The 16,696-nt window shown below is 55.2% G+C and carries 13 protein-coding genes; 8 read left to right on the top strand and 5 right to left on the bottom strand.

Annotated elements, in window-relative coordinates; translation table 11 throughout:
• Positions 1 to 154: 154 nt before the first annotated feature.
• The 5 genes from B3P58_RS07290 to B3P58_RS07270 all read right to left on the bottom strand — a co-directional run bounded on the left by B3P58_RS07290 (position 155) and on the right by B3P58_RS07270 (position 5,072).
• Positions 155 to 1,285 (bottom strand): aminotransferase class V-fold PLP-dependent enzyme, encoded by a 1,131-nt coding sequence (locus B3P58_RS07290; RefSeq protein WP_230330848.1) that lies wholly within the window; start codon positions 1,283 to 1,285, stop codon positions 155 to 157.
• Positions 1,286 to 1,487: 202 nt separating this feature from the next.
• Positions 1,488 to 2,231, bottom strand: coding sequence for a YciK family oxidoreductase (locus tag B3P58_RS07285; RefSeq protein ID WP_230330847.1), 744 nt, complete (start codon positions 2,229 to 2,231; stop codon positions 1,488 to 1,490).
• A 66-nt stretch (positions 2,232 to 2,297) separates the two neighbouring features.
• Positions 2,298 to 2,990, bottom strand: coding sequence for an HAD-IA family hydrolase (locus B3P58_RS07280; protein WP_230330846.1), 693 nt, complete (start codon positions 2,988 to 2,990; stop codon positions 2,298 to 2,300).
• Entirely contained in the window at positions 2,987 to 3,706 is a 720-nt protein-coding gene (ubiG, locus tag B3P58_RS07275; RefSeq protein WP_230330845.1) for a bifunctional 2-polyprenyl-6-hydroxyphenol methylase/3-demethylubiquinol 3-O-methyltransferase UbiG, read from the bottom strand. Before ubiG ends, B3P58_RS07280 begins: the two co-directional genes overlap by 4 nt.
• Before the next feature lie 31 nt (positions 3,707 to 3,737).
• Positions 3,738 to 5,072, bottom strand: a complete 1,335-nt coding sequence (locus B3P58_RS07270) for a TRZ/ATZ family hydrolase (RefSeq protein ID WP_230330844.1) — start codon at positions 5,070 to 5,072, stop codon at positions 3,738 to 3,740.
• A 255-nt stretch (positions 5,073 to 5,327) separates the two neighbouring features.
• Between B3P58_RS07270 and gyrA the strand changes: the two genes are divergently transcribed.
• The 8 genes from gyrA to B3P58_RS07230 all read left to right on the top strand — a co-directional run.
• Positions 5,328 to 7,970 (top strand): DNA gyrase subunit A, encoded by a 2,643-nt coding sequence (gene gyrA, locus B3P58_RS07265; RefSeq protein ID WP_286716686.1) that lies wholly within the window; start codon positions 5,328 to 5,330, stop codon positions 7,968 to 7,970.
• 11 nt (positions 7,971 to 7,981) lie between these two features.
• Positions 7,982 to 9,070 carry a Wzz/FepE/Etk N-terminal domain-containing protein gene (locus B3P58_RS07260; protein WP_286716685.1) on the top strand — a complete coding sequence of 363 codons (1,089 nt, stop codon included), beginning with the start codon at positions 7,982 to 7,984 and terminating at the stop codon, positions 9,068 to 9,070.
• A 101-nt stretch (positions 9,071 to 9,171) separates the two neighbouring features.
• Positions 9,172 to 10,254, top strand: a complete 1,083-nt coding sequence (gene serC, locus B3P58_RS07255) for a 3-phosphoserine/phosphohydroxythreonine transaminase (protein ID WP_286716684.1) — start codon at positions 9,172 to 9,174, stop codon at positions 10,252 to 10,254.
• Positions 10,255 to 10,306: 52 nt separating this feature from the next.
• A complete protein-coding gene (gene pheA, locus B3P58_RS07250; RefSeq protein WP_145470225.1) occupies positions 10,307 to 11,398 on the top strand; it encodes a prephenate dehydratase in 1,092 nt (363 codons plus the stop codon).
• 42 nt (positions 11,399 to 11,440) lie between these two features.
• The gene (gene hisC, locus B3P58_RS07245; RefSeq protein ID WP_286716682.1) at positions 11,441 to 12,568 is read left to right on the top strand and encodes a histidinol-phosphate transaminase; all 1,128 of its coding nucleotides are present in this window, start codon (positions 11,441 to 11,443) and stop codon (positions 12,566 to 12,568) included.
• Positions 12,565 to 14,814, top strand: coding sequence for a bifunctional prephenate dehydrogenase/3-phosphoshikimate 1-carboxyvinyltransferase (locus tag B3P58_RS07240; protein ID WP_286716680.1), 2,250 nt, complete (start codon positions 12,565 to 12,567; stop codon positions 14,812 to 14,814). Before hisC ends, B3P58_RS07240 begins: the two co-directional genes overlap by 4 nt.
• 10 nt (positions 14,815 to 14,824) lie before the next feature.
• Positions 14,825 to 15,508, top strand: coding sequence for a (d)CMP kinase (cmk, locus tag B3P58_RS07235; RefSeq protein ID WP_286716678.1), 684 nt, complete (start codon positions 14,825 to 14,827; stop codon positions 15,506 to 15,508).
• A 168-nt stretch (positions 15,509 to 15,676) separates the two neighbouring features.
• Positions 15,677 to 16,696 (top strand): 30S ribosomal protein S1 (locus tag B3P58_RS07230; RefSeq protein ID WP_286716773.1); only part of this gene is annotated, 1,020 nt, incomplete at its 3' end.

The raw sequence follows: 16,696 nt of genomic DNA, 5'->3' as shown, positions 1-16,696 counted from the left end.
CAAAAACCGGACAAAAGCTGTGCAGGTCTGATCTGTTATTGGCAGAAATAGATAATAAAGTGATCAGATTTAGGAAGAAGGTAGGAAGTTTACCGGGTCAGCGGCAGAGGTATGCCGCTGACACTTGCCGCTGACTACAGTCGCCGATCAGGGGTTAAACAAGCTGGTCGACCACTTTCTCCAGACGCGCAACGGCACCGTCGATATCGTGCAGCTTATCGAGCCCGAACAGGCCGATGCGGAATGAACGGTAATCGTCACCTTCATCGCACATCAGCGGCACGCCGGCGGCGGCCTGTAAGCCTAAGGCGGCAAACTTTTTACCGTTCTGCAGTTCGGTGTCGCTGGTGTAACTGACCACCACGCCCGGTGCTTTAAAACCTTCGGCGGCGACACTGTGTATGCCTTTGCTTTCCAGCATCTGGCGCACGCGTTTGCCCAGGGCCAGCTGCTCGTCCCGCACTTTGTCAAAACCGTAGGCTTTGGTTTCCAGCATGGTGTCGCGGAATCTGGCCAGGGCATCGGTCGGCATGGTGGCGTGGTAGGCATGACCACCGTTTTCGTAGGCCTGCATGATCATATGCCATTGTTTCAGGTTGGCGGCAAAGCTGGTGCTGGTGGTGGTTGCCATCACATCCAGTGCAGCCTGATTCATCATGATTAATGCGGCGCAGGGGGAGGAGCTCCAGCCTTTCTGCGGGGCGCTGATCAAAATATCGACGCCCACGGCTTTCATATCGACCCACAGGGTGCCGGAGGCAACGCAGTCGAGTACCAGTAAACCGCCCACCGAATGCACGGCATCGGCGACGGCTTTGAGGTAATCGTCCGGCAGAATCATGCCGGACGCAGTTTCGACGTGGGGCGCGAAGACGACATCCGGCTTTTCTTCTTTAATTGTGGCGACGACTTCGTCGACCGGTGCCGGCGCAAAGGGCGCAGGAGTCTGGGAGCTGTCGGTGCGGCGCGCTTTTAATACCGTGCTGGAGGCCGGAATATTGCCCATGTCAAAAATCTGGGTCCAGCGGTAACTGAACCAGCCATTGCGGATTACCAGCGTCTTTTTATCCTGAGCGAACTGGCGCGCCACGGCTTCCATACCATAGGTACCACCACCGGGAACGATGGCCACCGCATCGGCGTTATAAACCGACTTCAGGGTCGCGGAAATATCGTTCATAACGCCCTGAAAACGTTTGGACATATGGTTCAGAGAGCGGTCGGTAAATACCACGGAATATTCGAGCAGGCCTTCGGGATCGGGGGTGGGAAGTAAGCCAGCCATACGGTGTGCCTCCTGCGCATCTGCGCTCTGATCAATCGGTAATATCTGACGGATTGGACAGGAAAAGCACGGTGGGGTAAAGAGCAGGTTGGGCAAAAACCGCAGGGGTGAGCGGGAAAAACCGTACCCGCTGTAGCAACAGTAGTACTAAACAGTGTTACTAAACTGTGACTACAGTGCTGCGCGGGCACGCGATAGCGGATTATTTTTTCGGTTGTGCGTCCAGACTCTGGCCATGGGTGCCAATGGATTCCGGACTCATCAGATGCAGGTAGAGTGGCATGATGGTATCGGCTTCCGGCACTTTGCTCGGATGCTCGGCCGGGTAAGCAGCGGCGCGCATGCTGGTGCGGGTGCCGCCGGGATTAATACAGTTAACGCGGATGTTGCTGGTGTTTTCCAGTTCCTGCGCCATAACCTGCATTAAGCCTTCGGTGGCAAACTTGGAGACCGAATAGGCTCCCCAGTAAGCACGGCCTTCGCGGCCAACACTGCTGGTGGTGAAAATAACCGAAGCATCCGCCGGCGCCTTACGCAGCAGAGGCAGCAGGTGTTTCATCAGTGCGAACTGACCGTTAACGTTAATCTGCATCACCTTCTGCCAGGTATTCCAGTCGTAGTTTTCCAGACTGGTGCGCTGGCCGAGAACGCCGGCATTGAGCAGTACACCATCGAGATGGCCGAAGTTTTCGTCAATCAGTTCGGCCAGCTGGCGGAAAGGCTCTTCGTCATGCTGTTCCAGATCGAAGGGCAGCACGGCGGCCTGTGGCAGGTTTTCGGCCTCGATCAGATCGTAGGTATCGTTCAGCGCTTCCTGGGTGCGGCCCAGCAGTAAAACGGTGGCTCCGGCCCGGGCATAGGTGAGGGCGGCCGTCCGGCCGATGCCGTAGCCGGCGCCGGTTACCAGAATAGTGCGGCCTGTCAGTGAGTTCGGGGCGGTTTCCATCGGTCTACCTTTTTTCTGTATATAGGGTTGTTGTTAATGGCGCGTGGCCGTATCAGGTTCCGGGCTTTATCCGTGGCTGGCCTGCAATAAACTCAGCAGATCCAGCGGCTGATGAATCAGCCGGTCGGCCTGCCAGTTGTCAGGGTGATCACCGGCTTCGATATAACCGAAAGTGGCGGCAACACTGAGCATGCCGGCGGCGCGGGCGGCGTCGATATCGCGGATATGGTCGCCGACATACCAGCAATCAGTGGCTTGCAATCCAAGATCGGCGGCGGCTTTTAGTAATGGCTCGGGGTGCGGTTTGGACTTTGTGACATCATCCGGGCACACCACCACATCGCCTGTAATAGCGAGTTTTGCCAGCAGGGCTTCGGTATACAGCCGTGGCTTATTGGTCACGATTCCCCAGCGGATATTCTGCTGCTCAAGGCTGGCAATCACTTCTGCGAAGCCGGGAAAGTAACCACTCAGCAGGCCGATATTCTGCAGATAACGGTCGAGAATCTGTTGCCGCTGGTCGAGAAATTCCTGCGCTGCGTTGGCCAGATCACGTCCGGCATGGTCCGGGTGATCAAAGGTCAGGCGGGTCAGTGCGGCGCCACCGTTGGATACCTGCTCGCGGATGGTTTCATCGGCCAGCAGCGGTTTACCCAGCTCTTTGCGCAGGCCGTTTACTACGTCATAAAAATCCGGCGCGGTGTCGACCAGCGTGCCATCCAGATCAAACAGGATGGCTTTGGGGCGGCTCAGGCTCATACGGCGCTGTCCGGTTTACGCGTTGCCATCAGGTAATTAACGCTGACGTCGTTGTCTTTCAGTTTGTAGATTTTGGTCAGCGGGTTATAGACCATGCCGGTCATATGCTGCACTTCCAGCCCCACGTTACGGCACCAGCGGGTCAGCTCGCTGGGCTTGATGAATTTGTGGTAATCGTGGGTGCCGGCCGGCAGCAGGCGCATCAGATATTCGGCGCCGAGAATGGCAAAGGCATAGGCTTTCGGGTTGCGGTTAATGGTGGAGAAAAACACCTGGCCGCCCGGTTTTACCAGCTGATAGCAGGCGCGGATAATGGATTCCGGGTCCGGTACGTGTTCCAGCATTTCCAGGCAGGTGACCACGTCAAAGCTTTCCGGCTGCTGTGCCGCCAGCTCTTCCACCGGAATGCACTGATAACTGACCTTTACGCCGGATTCCAGCGCGTGCAGTTTGGCGGTGTTGAGGTTGGCTTCGCCCATATCAATACCGGTCACCGCGGCACCGCGGCTGGCCATGCCTTCACTCAGAATGCCGCCGCCACAGCCGACGTCGAGCACGGTTTTGCCGGCCAGTGGCGCATAGCGGTCGATGTAATTGGTGCGCAGCGGGTTGATGTCGTGTAGCGGTTTGAACTCGCTTTCCAGATCCCACCAGCGCGAGGCGAGGGCTTCGAATTTGGCGATTTCGGCGCGATCAACGTTCTGTGTCTGTTCCATGCTCGGCTCCTGCAAAAAGTAATTCGTTGGTTCAGGACTGGCGGATACGGTCAGCCCACTGGCGGGCGTTGTGCTGTATCTGTTGTTCGTCCAGGGTGGTCAGCTCGCCCTTGTTCAGCAGCAGTTTACCGGCGACCCAGACATGGCTGGTGGCGCGGCTGCTGTCGGTGTAAACCAGCTGGGAAATCGGGTCGTACAGTGGCTGCTGCGCCAGTTGTGACAGATCCACCGCCTGCAGATCGGCCCATTTGCCGGGGGTCAGCGAGCCGGTCTGATCGTCCAGTCCCAGTGCTTTGGCGCCACCCAGGGTCGCCATATACAGCGCCTGTGCGGCAGGGACGGCGGCAGCGTCGCCGGCGACGGCTTTGGCCAGCATGGCCGCGGTTTTCATCTCGCCCTGAATATTCAGATCGTTGTTGCTGGCGGCACCGTCGGTGCCGAGGGCGACATTAATCCGGCTGCTCAGCAGCTGTGCCGATGGGCAGAAACCGGAGGCCAGTTTCAGGTTGGATTCCGGGCAGTGCACAACCGAGGCGCCGCTATGTTGCAGGACGCTGATGTCTTCAGCGCTGATCTGGGTCATGTGTACACAGCTTACGCGCTCGGTCATAAAGCCCAGTTCGGCCAGACGCTCGGTTGGCCGGCAGCCAAACTGCTCGATGCTCTGTGCCACTTCAAAGGCGGTTTCCTGCAGATGGATCTGGATCGGCATATCCAGCTGGTCGGCCAGTGTGGTGATTTCCTGCAGTGGGCCGTTGGAAACGGTGTAAGGCGCGTGTGGGCCCAGACCCAGAGTCAGCAATGACTGATGTTTGTAAGTGTCGCGCACGGCCAGTGCTTTCTTGATGTACTCGTCGGCGTTCTGGGCAAAATTGGTGGGGAAATCCAGTACCGGGGTAAAGCTGACGTTACGGATACCGGCTTCGAGGGCGCTTTCCACCCCCGAGCCCGGATAAAAATACATATCGGCATAGGTCGTGGTGCCGCACTTCAGCATCTCGGCGATGGCCAGGCGGGTACCGTCACGCACGAAGGCGTCATCCACCCAGCGTCCTTCGGCCGGCCAGATATGTTCCTGCAACCAGGTCATCAAGGCCAGATCATCGGCCATACCGCGAAACAGCGACATCGCCGCATGGCCGTGAGCGTTTACATACCCGGGGAGTAACACGTGGTCAGGCAGGTCGAGGGTTTCGGTGGCCTCGTGGCTGACGGCTGCCTGATCCTGCACGGCGAGAATCCGTCCATCTTTAATAAACACCGCCTGATGATGCAGCAGGCTGGCAGCGTTGCTGGTCTGGCTGCCGCTCTGGTGATTACTCATCGGGATTACCCAGCGGGCGTTAATTCTCAGGTCGGCCTGCATGTCTCGGCTCTCTTTCCGTACGCATAAAGGCCAGCATTATAAACGCGCAGGCTTCTCCCGTCTCGCGTTCAGGCTGTTACCGGACTCGCTAGGTATCTTGTTGATTTATGGTATGATTCGGCACTTTATTGGCAGCCTTGTCCGGACGGTGTCAGCACAGAGCCTTGTGCATCCGGGGAGGTGGTCAACAACAAGGACAGAATCACCTGAAAATGACCATAAAAGGGTGATCCGCAGAACACGGGCCGAGTATCTATGGGTGAGTTAGCCAAAGAAGTTCTTCCGATTAACATTGAAGACGAGCTGCAGCAGTCTTATCTCGATTACGCCATGAGCGTGATCGTGGGACGCGCACTGCCGGATGTACGCGATGGCCTTAAGCCCGTACACCGTCGTGTACTGCACGCGATGAACGTGCTCGGTAACGACTGGAACAAGCCTTACAAAAAATCGGCGCGTGTGGTCGGTGACGTAATCGGTAAATACCACCCACACGGTGACTCTGCGGTGTATGACACCATCGTGCGGATGGCGCAGGACTTCTCCATGCGTTACACACTGGTCGATGGCCAGGGTAACTTCGGTTCGGTCGACGGCGACTCTGCGGCGGCGATGCGTTATACCGAAGTGCGGATGAAAAAGATCAGCCATGACATTCTGGCTGATATCGATAAAGAAACCGTCGACTGGGTGCCTAACTACGACGGCACCGAACAGATTCCGGCGGTGATGCCGACCCGTATCCCGAACCTGCTGGTCAACGGTTCGTCCGGTATTGCGGTGGGTATGGCGACCAATATTCCGCCACACAACCTCACCGAAGTTCTGAACGGCTGTCTGGCGCTGATTGATAATCCGGAACTGGATGTCGATGCGCTGATGGAATATATCCCGGGACCGGATTTCCCGACCGGTGCTTTTATTAATGGCCGTGATGGCATTGTTGAAGCTTACCGTACAGGCCGTGGCCGTATTTATCTGCGTGCACGTCATCATTTTGAAGAAGATGAGCGCAACGGCAAAGTATCGATTATTTTCACCGAGATCCCGTATCAGGTGAACAAAGCCCGTCTGATCGAAAAGATCGCCGAGCTGGTTAAAGAGAAGAAGCTGGAAGGCATCACCGAACTGCGCGATGAGTCGGATAAAGACGGTATGCGTATTGTGGTTGAACTGCGTCGTGGTGAAATGCCGGAAGTGGTGCTTAACAACCTGTTTGCCCAGACCCAGCTGCAGGGCGTGTTCGGTATTAATACCGTGGCGCTGGTTGATGGTCAGCCAAAAATCCTGAACCTGAAGCAACTGCTTGAAGCCTTCGTTAAACACCGCCGTGAAGTGGTGACCCGCCGTACTATCTACGATCTGCGCAAGGCGCGTGAACGTGGTCACCTGCTGGAAGGTCTGGCGCTGGCACTGGCCAACATTGATCCGGTGATTGAGCTGATCAAAAAGTCTCCGACGGCTGCAGAAGCGAAAGAAAATCTGATTGCCACGCCGTGGGCGCCGGGTGATGTGCTGGATATGCTGGAACGTGCCGGCCCGGATGCCTGCCGTCCGGATGATCTGCCGGAAGAATACGGTTTCCGCGATGGTAATTACTATCTGTCACCGGCTCAGGCACAGGCGATTCTGGATCTGCGTCTGCAGAAACTGACCGGCCTTGAGCACGAAAAACTGATTGAAGAATATCAGCTGAAACTGACCGAAATTGCTGAATATCTGGAAATTCTGGGCAGCGCCGATCGCCTGATGCAGGTGATCCGCGAAGAGCTGGAAGCGGTGCGTGAAGAATACGGCGATGCCCGTAAGACCGAAATCATGGCGGTTAAGCGCGATCTGACCATGGCCGATCTGATTCCGGAAGAAACGCTGGTACTGACCCTGTCGCACGGTGGTTATGCCAAGACTCAGCCGATGGATGCCTACCAGGCGCAGAAGCGTGGTGGCAAAGGTAAGTCGGCAACCTCTGTTAAAGATGAAGACTTTATTGAGCGCCTGCTGGTGGTCAACAGCCACGACACCGTGTTGTGCTTTACCGATGCCGGTAAGGTGTACTGGCTGACCGTATACGATATTCCGCAGGCCAGCCGTAATGCCAAAGGCCGTCCGATTGTGAACGTGCTGAATATGTCGGAAGAAGGCGAGCGCATTACCGCTATTCTGCCGGTCACAGAATACAGCGAAGACCGTTATGTATTTATGGTGACGGCACGCGGTACCGTGAAGAAAACCACGCTGGATCAGTTCAGCCGTCCGCGTTCCTCGGGTTTGATTGCCTGTGAACTGGACGAAGGCGATCATCTGGTGGGTGTCGCGATCACCGATGGCAGCAAAGACATTCTGATGCTGTCCGATGCCGGTAAAGCGGTACGCTTTAAAGAGTCTGATGTGCGTGCCATGGGCCGTACTGCACGAGGTGTACGCGGTATCAAACTGGGCGATGGTCAGCGTGTTATCTCGCTGATTATTCCGGAAGAAGGCGGCACTATCCTGACCGCTTCTCAGCGTGGTTACGGTAAGCGCACCGAAGTGACCGAATTCCCGACCAAAGGCCGCGGCACCCAGGGTGTTATCGCCATGGTCACCAGCGACCGTAACGGCCCGCTGGTCGGTGCGGTGCAGGTGTTTGACGGTGATGAAGTCATGCTGATCAGCGATCAGGGCACACTGGTCCGTACCCGGGTGAATGAGGTCTCGGTACTGGGTCGTAATACTCAGGGTGTGACCCTGATTAAAGTATCCGAGAAAGAAAAACTGGTTGGCGTTGAGCGTATCTGTGATGCCGAAGAAGACGAAGAGTCAGTACTGGAAGGTGAAGTCGTTGCTGAGCAGGATTCTGCTGTTGTGGCTGATGATGCTCAGTCAGGTGACTCTGATGTGGGTGCTGAGGAAGAATAAGTTCAATGGGCATGGATTCCGCATATAGTGTTAATAGTGTTAGCAGTGACGAAATAGATCTGTTTGACCTGATCGATGACATTAAAGAGAAATGGTATTGGCTGGTTGGCACCGTCCTACTGTCTCTTTGTCTGGCGTTGGTTTATGCGTATACAACCACGCCGGTTTATCAGACCGAGGTAGTGTACAAAGAGGTGTCTGATGTTGATCTGCTGCCACTTAATCAGCCACGACTACAGGGGATTTTTTCTTTAAGTCGCGAAAAGGCTTTTAAAGAAGTAAGGGCGCTTGCGCGCTCCGGTAATAGTAAACGAGCTTTTTATAATCAGCTGCTTGCTGAAAATAATGCAGAGTTATCAGCATTGGTTTACGAGGAAAAACTGACAGAAGAGCAAAACTTTGTATTGTTTTCTGAGCGTTTTACCTATGCTGATCCGGGCGCAAAAGAGACGGATGTGTTGCTGCGGATTCAGTTTGAATTAAGCGATCCTCAGTGGGCGACGCAGCTGTTGAATCGTTACAGTGATTTTATTCTGCAACGTTATCTCGACGAGGTACGCAATACGCTTGAACTAACCAGAGATGCCAGGCTTGAAGCCCTGGAGCTTGAGGCGGATGGCTTACGCACAAAGTATCTGGCTCAGAAAAATCAGCGCATGCTTATGCTGGAAGAAGCCTCTTCTATTTCCGCTTCCATTAAGCAAAAAATGCCGTTTTATTCAGGCAATAATAACGCTTTGCTGGGCTCTCAGCCGCCATTGTTTATGATGGGGCAAACGGTTATTAATTCTGAACTGTCGCAGATCCGCAGCCGTGCTGAACATGGTGAAGATGCCTATATCAGCGGATTACCAGAGTTGAACTGGAAAATTCAGAATCTGAAAAAGGCAGAGGTCAGCTGGGATAAAGTCCGCTTTGTGCAGCTGGACCAGTCGGCTGTCTTGCCGTTAAAACCGGTTAAACCACGTAAGGTAATGATTGTTGCCTTGGCGGGTGTTGCGGGTGGTATGGCAGGCGTTGTGTTTGCTTTATTAGCGGCGGCTCAGGCTCGCCGCAGAAATTCTGAGAGAGGTCGTCGCGCCGCCTTGCAGGGATGCTGATCATCCCGCTGATGGTAGGGTAACGAAAACTCTGAGTGTTCTTTTTCCGGTGCGGCTTTAACAAAGCCGCGCCTTTTTGTTATCAGTGAGTTCAAAGCAAAATGAGTCGAGCATATAACTTCTGTGCGGGGCCTGCGGCATTGCCAATGGCGGTTCTGGAACGTGCCCGTGAGGAAATTGCGGACTGGCATGGCAAGGGCCTGTCGATCATGGAAATGAGCCACCGCAGCAAAGAGTTTGTTGGTGTGGCAGCACAGGCCGAGCAGGATTTGCGTGATCTGATGGCCATTCCTGCGAATTACAAAGTTTTGTTTATGCAGGGCGGGGCGCACAGTCAGTTCAGCATGGTGCCGATGAACCTGCTGCGTGGCGGTAAAAAGGCCGACTATATTGTTACCGGTCAGTGGTCGAAAAAAGCCGTTGGCGAAGCCAAACGCTACGCTGATGTACACATTGCCGCGACCACCGAAGGCAATAATTTCACCTCCGTTCCGGCTCAGCACGAACTGAATCTTAGCCCTGATGCAGCTTATGTTCATTACTGCCCGAACGAAACCATTGGTGGCGTTAAATTCGATTACATTCCGGACGTCGGTGACAAAGTACTGGTAGCGGATTACTCGTCTGCTATTTTGTCCGAGCCGATTGATGTATCGAAATTCGGTCTGATTTACGCCGGTGCCCAAAAAAACATTGGCCCTGCCGGTCTGTGTGTGGTGATCGTACGTGAAGATCTGCTGGGTGACACTCTGCCGGGCACGCCAACCATGTTTGATTACAAGGTGTGTGCGGATAACGATTCTATGTACAACACCCCTCCGACTTACAGCTGGTATCTGGCTGGTCTGGTTTTCCAGTGGCTGAAAGCTCAGGGCGGTGTTGAGGCTATTAGTGTGGTGAATAACCGCAAAGCAGCCAAGCTGTATGATTACATCGATAACAGCGGCTTCTACGCCAACCCTGTGGTCAAAAATAACCGCTCCATCATGAACGTACCTTTCACCCTGGCCGATGCGTCGCTGGATAAAACCTTCCTGGCGGAAAGCGAAGCGGCTGGTCTGCTGAATCTGGCCGGTCACCGCAGCGTCGGTGGTATGCGCGCCTCTATTTATAACGCCGTATCGGAGCAGGCGGTTGATGCCCTGATCGGCTTTATGGGTGATTTCGCCAAGCGTCACGGTTAAGCGACGCTGGCTTGCAGATCATGGCTAAACAGACAGAAAACGGCAGAACACTATGAGCGAAGCACAAGAGCTGGATCAGCTGCGTCAGCAGATTGATTCACTGGATCAGCAGATTCAGGACCTGATTAACCAGCGCGCCCACTGCGCTCAGCAGGTGGCAGAGGTTAAGCAGAAATACGCATCGCCCGGCGAGCTTGTGGTGTTTTACCGGCCTGAGCGTGAAGCTCAGGTGCTGCGTAAAGTGATGGAGCGTAATCAGGGGCCGTTGCCGGATGAGGCCATGGCGCGTCTGTTCCGCGAAATCATGTCGCAGTGTCTGGCGCTGGAAGAGCCGCTGCAGGTGGCTTATTTAGGGCCGGAAGGTACCTTCACCCAGCAGGCGGCGGTGAAACATTTTGGTCATGCGGTGCAGTGCCGCGGTCAGGTGTCGATTGCCGATGTATTCCGCGAAGTGGAAAGCGGCGCGGCTAACTACGGTGTGGTGCCGGTGGAAAATTCCACCGAGGGCGTGGTAACTCATACCCTCGACAGCTTCTTCGATTCCAATCTGCAGATCTGTGGCGAAGTAACGCTGCGCATTCATCATCACCTGCTGGTAAAAGCCGATGCTGAGCCGGTAGAACGCATTTATTCCCATGCCCAGTCGCTGGGGCAGTGCCGCCGCTGGCTGGATCAGAATTACCCTAATGTTGAGCGCATTGCCGTCAGCTCCAATGCCGAAGCGGCACGTCGCGCCAGCAAAGAAGCCAATGCGGCGGCCATCGCCAGTGAAGCGGCGGCGGAGTTGTATCAGCTCCGGATTCAGGCAGCCAATATTGAAGACCGCCCGGATAACACCACGCGTTTCCTGATTATTGGCCGTCAGGCAACCACGCCGAGCGGCGATGATAAAACCTCGGTACTGGTATCCAGCCGCAACCAGCCTGGTGCGCTGTATCAGGTACTGGAACCGTTTCATAAGGCCGGTATCAGCCTGACCCGGATTGAAACCCGTCCGGCGCGCAGCGGTACCTGGAATTACGTATTTTTTATCGATTTTGAAGGTCACCGCCACGACGCAAGTATCGCGCCGTTAATTGATGATCTGCGCCACGTCGCGCTGGATTTCAAATGGCTGGGTTCCTATCCGAAAGCCGTGCTGTAAGCCGGCTTTTCTTCCCTATTAACGCATTGTAAGGCAGGCACTATGGCAGTCGATTTTCAGCAGCTGGCAGTGGAAGGCGTTCGTGGCCTGATGCCCTATCAGCCGGGTAAACCTATTGATGAACTGGCGCGCGAGCTCGGCCTGAAAGAAGCCGACATTGTTAAGCTCGCCAGTAACGAAAACCCAATGGGCCCAAGCCCGAAAGCGCTGGCGGCGATTCAGGCGGAACTGGCGGATCTGACCCGTTACCCCGATGGCGCCGGTTTTGAGCTGAAAAAAGCCCTGTGCAATACACTGAGCAGCGATGCTTATCAGGTTGCGCCAGAGCAGATCACTCTGGGGAACGGCTCCAGCGATATTCTCGATTTTATTACCCGTGTTTTTGTGAATGACGGCGATGAGATCGTGGTGTCACAGCACGCCTTTGCCATTTATGAGCTGGTCGCACGCATGGTTGGCGCCCGTACCCTGGCGGCACCGGCGAAAGATTTTGGCCACGACCTCGACGCCATGCTGGCACTGATCGGTGATAAAACCCGCATCGTATTTATTACCAATCCGAATAACCCGACCGGCACCTGGCTGACAAAAGACGAGCTGACCGCCTTCCTCGATAAGGTGCCGGAGCGCGTGCTGGTGCTGCTCGACGAAGCCTATTTTGAATACGTTGATGAAGCCGAATACCCCGATGGTATTCAGCTGCTGAGCCGTTATCCGAATCTGGTCGTTACCCGTACCTTCTCCAAGGCCTATGGGCTGGCGTCGCTGCGCGTGGGTTATGGTATTTCCAGCCCGCAGATTGCCGATTTACTCAACCGTGTGCGTCCGCCGTTTAACGTTGATTCCTTTGCGCTGGCTGCCGCAGCGGCGGCGTTGTCTGATGACGATTATGTGGCACAGAGTGTGGCGGCGAATAAAGCCGGTATGCAGCAACTGACCGCAGCGTTTGATGCGCTGGGGCTTAGTTTTATTCCATCGGTTGGTAACTTTATTGCCTTCCGTGTGCCGGACGCTATGGGTGCGATGGATGTGTACAAGCAGCTGCTGGCAAAAGGTGTGATTGTGCGCCCGGTGGCTAACTACGAGATGCCGCAATATCTGCGCGTTTCTATTGGAACCCAGGCCGAAAATGCCACCTTTATCAATGCTTTGACCGCGGTGTTGTCTTGAGCAGAAAAGCGACGTTGTTTATTCCCCGGGTTGCCGTTATCGGTCTCGGTCTGATCGGCTGTTCCTGGGTGAAGGGCTTGCGCGTGCGCGGCTGTGTGGGTCAGGTTGCCGGTTTCGACCGCAATCTGGATTCGATGCAGCAGGCGCTGGACGTAGGCCTGATTGATGAATTCAGCAGCGATATCACCGAGGTGGTGCGCGCCGCAGATCTGGTGATTATTTCGGTGCCGATTCTGGCCGTGCGTCAGGTGCTGCAGGATATTGCAGCGGCCATTGGTGACGCTACTGTGCTGACCGATGTTGGCTCGGTGAAAGGCTCGGTGGCCGGTGATGTCGAGGCGGTGTTTGGTGCTGACTTCGGTCGCTTTGTGCTGGGCCATCCGATTGCCGGCTCCGAGCGCAGCGGGGTGAGCGCCGCCGATGAAAATCTGTATGTGCGCCATAAAGTCATTATCACTCCGCAACCGCATACCGATCAGGCGGCTTTGCGTCTGGTGCGTGCCGCCTGGCAGGCGGTGGGCGCGGATGTTGAGGATATGGCGGTCAGTCATCACGATGAAGTGCTGGCGGCGACCAGTCATCTGCCGCATCTGCTGGCCTATTCGCTGGTCGATACCCTGGCCAACAGCCACGAAAACAAAGAAATCTTTAACTATGCCGCCGGCGGCTTCCGCGATTTTACCCGCATCGCTGCCAGCAGCCCGGTGATGTGGCGCGATATTTTTTCCGCCAATAAAGAGCAGATTCTGAAAACCCTGGATCTGTTTCAGCACGACCTGAATTTTTTACGCAGCGCGATCGAGCAGGAAGACACCACCACGGTGATGGGGGTGCTGACCCGTGCTAAAGTGGCGCGCGACCATTTTTCTAAAATACTCGCCCGCAGGGCCTACGTTGAACCTATGAAAACCGCATCTGTTACTTATATTGCATCACCTGCCGGTTCGCTGAGCGGCAGTTTCCGTGTTCCCGGAGATAAATCCATTTCCCACCGTTCCATCATGCTGGGCTCGCTGGCGGAAGGCACGACCGAAGTCAGTGGCTTCCTTGAAGGGGAAGACAGCCTGGCAACGCTGCAGGCATTCCGTGATATGGGCGTGGTGATCGAAGGTCCGCACCGTGGCCGGGTAACCATTCATGGTGTTGGTCTGCACGGTCTGCAGCCACCACCGAATGCGCTGTATCTGGGTAATTCAGGTACCTCAATGCGTCTGCTGGCGGGCTTAATGGCCGGTCAGAATTTTGATGTGGAAATGAGCGGCGATGAGTCGCTGTCCAAGCGTCCGATGGGCCGTGTAGCTGATCCACTGAAGCTGATGGGTGCAGTGGTGGAAACCGCCGAAGCCGGTCGTCCGCCAATCAAAGTGCATGGTGCCGGTAAACTGAAAGGCATTCACTACGATCTGCCGATGGCCAGTGCCCAGGTAAAAAGCTGTGTACTGCTGGCCGGCCTGTACGCCGAAGGCGAAACCTCGGTGACGGAACCTGCGCCAACCCGCGATCATACCGAGCGTATGCTGAAAGGCTTTGGTTATGACGTAAAGGTTGATGGCAGCACGGTAACGCTGCAGTCCGGCGGCAAACTGACCGCAACCAGCATTGACGTGCCGGCGGATATCTCATCGGCAGCCTTCTTTATGGTCGCCGCGAGCATTGCCGAAGGTTCCGATATCACCCTCGAACACGTGGGCATTAACCCGACCCGTATTGGTGTAATCAATATCCTGCGCGCCATGGGCGGCAATATTGAGGTGCTGAACGAGCGCGAAGTGGGCGGTGAGCCAGTGGCGGATATCCGTATCCGCAGCGCACAGTTAAAAGGTATTCATATTCCGGAAGATCAGGTGCCGCTGGCCATCGATGAATTCCCGGCGCTGTTTATTGCCGCGGCCTGTGCCGAAGGCGAAACCGTTCTGACCGGTGCAGAAGAATTGCGGGTAAAAGAAAGTGACCGTATTCAGGCCATGGTCGATGGTCTGATCACTCTGGGTGTGGATGCCAAAGGCACCGAAGACGGGGCTGTCATCCAAGGAATGGGAGCAACCGGCCGTTTTGGTGGTGGCGAAATTGTTACTCATCACGATCACCGTATTGCCATGAGTTTTGCCATTGCTTCCTTGCGTGCCGCCGAGCCGATCATCGTTCTTGACTGCGCCAACGTAGCAACCTCATTCCCGGATTTTGTCGGCCTGGCCAATAATGCCGGTCTGCAACTGGATATGATCAGCAAGCCTGCTGCCGAATAAAGGAGTTTTGATGAACCTGTCCGCTGCCCCTGTAATTACAATCGATGGCCCGTCCGGTGCCGGTAAAGGCACCGTGTGTGCCCGTCTGGCGCAGGAGCTGAACTGGCAGCTGCTCGACAGCGGTGCGCTGTACCGTATTACCGGCCTGGCTGCGAACCGCAAAGGCCTTGCGCTGGATGATGAAGCCGCGGTTGCTGCGGTCGCCGGTAGTCTGGATGTGCGTTTTGAGCCAACCCCTGTCGGTGTGCGGGTTATCCTGGAAGGGGATGACGTGACCGATTCAATCCGTACCGAAGAAGTCGGCAGCCTGGCTTCTCAGGTGGCGGCATTACCGGCGGTGCGGGATGCATTACTGCAGCGCCAGCGTGATTTCCGCACAGCACCGGGTGTTATTGCCGACGGCCGCGATATGGGCACGGTGGTTTTTCCGGATGCACCGGTCAAGGTATTCCTCACCGCCAGTGCCGAAGAACGTGGCCAGCGCCGTTACAAGCAGTTGCTTGAAAAGGGATTTAGTGCTAGTTTACCCGCCCTTATCGAAGACATCCGAGCTCGCGATGAGCGTGACAGCAACCGTTCTGTCGCCCCATTGAAGCCCGCGCAAGATGCTGTACTGATCGACAGCACCTCAATGAGCATTGAGGAAGTATGCGATCAGGTAATGAATCTTGTCCGTACTACTGGACTGATCTGAGATGAAACCGGTGCGTTAGCCGGCTCTGTCCCCGCGGCGGGAAAATGAGAAAACGCACAGGTTTTTATGTTTGACTAACCCCGAATGTCTGGCCATTTGGTACGCGTTGTCTTCCATTAATTACCCCACGGAAGCGCGCCTTAACGAGATAGGTACATACTCATGAGCATGAGCGAAAGCTTTGCAGAATTATTTGAAGAATCCCTTAAAGAACTGGACATGCAGCCAGGTTCCATCGTTACCGGTACTGTTGTCGATATCGACAGCGATTGGGTTACCGTTAACTCTGGCCTGAAATCTGAAGCTGTTATCCCACGCAGCCAGTTCCTGAATGAAAAAGGCGAGCTGGAAGTTGCTATCGGCGACACCACTCAGGTATCCCTGGAAGCCGTTGAAGATGGTTTCGGTGAAACCCGCCTGTCTCGTGAAAAAGCGAAACGCGCAGAAAGCTGGATTGAGCTGGAAAAAGCCTTCGAAGCTGACGAAATGGTTATGGGTATCATCAATGGTAAAGTCAAAGGTGGCTTCACTGTTGATCTGAAGAACATCCGTGCCTTCCTGCCAGGTTCTCTGGTTGACGTACGTCCGGTACGCGACACTCTGCACCTGGAAGGCAAAGAGCTGGAATTCAAAGTTATCAAGCTGGATGCCAAGCGTAACAACGTAGTTGTATCCCGTCGTGCCGTTCTGGAAGCTGCTAACAGCCAGGAACGCGAAGAACTGCTGGCTAACCTGCAGGAAGGTCAGTCTGTTAAAGGTATCGTTAAGAACCTGACCGACTACGGTGCTTTCGTAGATCTGGGCGGTGTTGACGGCCTGCTGCACATCACTGACATGGCGTGGAAGCGCATCAAGCACCCAAGCGAAATCGTTGCTGTTGGCGATGAAATCGACGTTAAAGTGCTGAAGTTCGACCGTGAGCGCAACCGCGTTTCTCTGGGTCTGAAGCAGCTGGGTGATGATCCATGGGTGAATATCAACGAGCGTTACCCAGAGCACGCCCGTGTTAAAGCACGCGTAACTAACCTGACTGACTACGGCTGTTTCGCCGAGCTGGAAGAGGGTGTTGAAGGTCTGGTTCACGTATCCGAAATGGATTGGACCAACAAAAACATCCACCCAAGCAAAGTGGTTCAGGATGGTGACGAAATCGAAGTTATGGTTCTGGACATCGACGAAGAACGTCGT

The organism is Thalassolituus sp. UBA2009, from assembly GCF_002335285.1.
Classification (GTDB): Bacteria; Pseudomonadota; Gammaproteobacteria; order Pseudomonadales; family Oceanobacteraceae; genus Venatoribacter; species Venatoribacter alkanivorans.
The sequence above is the reverse complement of the archived record's forward strand: the minus strand, read 5'-3'. Positions and strand labels throughout refer to the sequence as shown.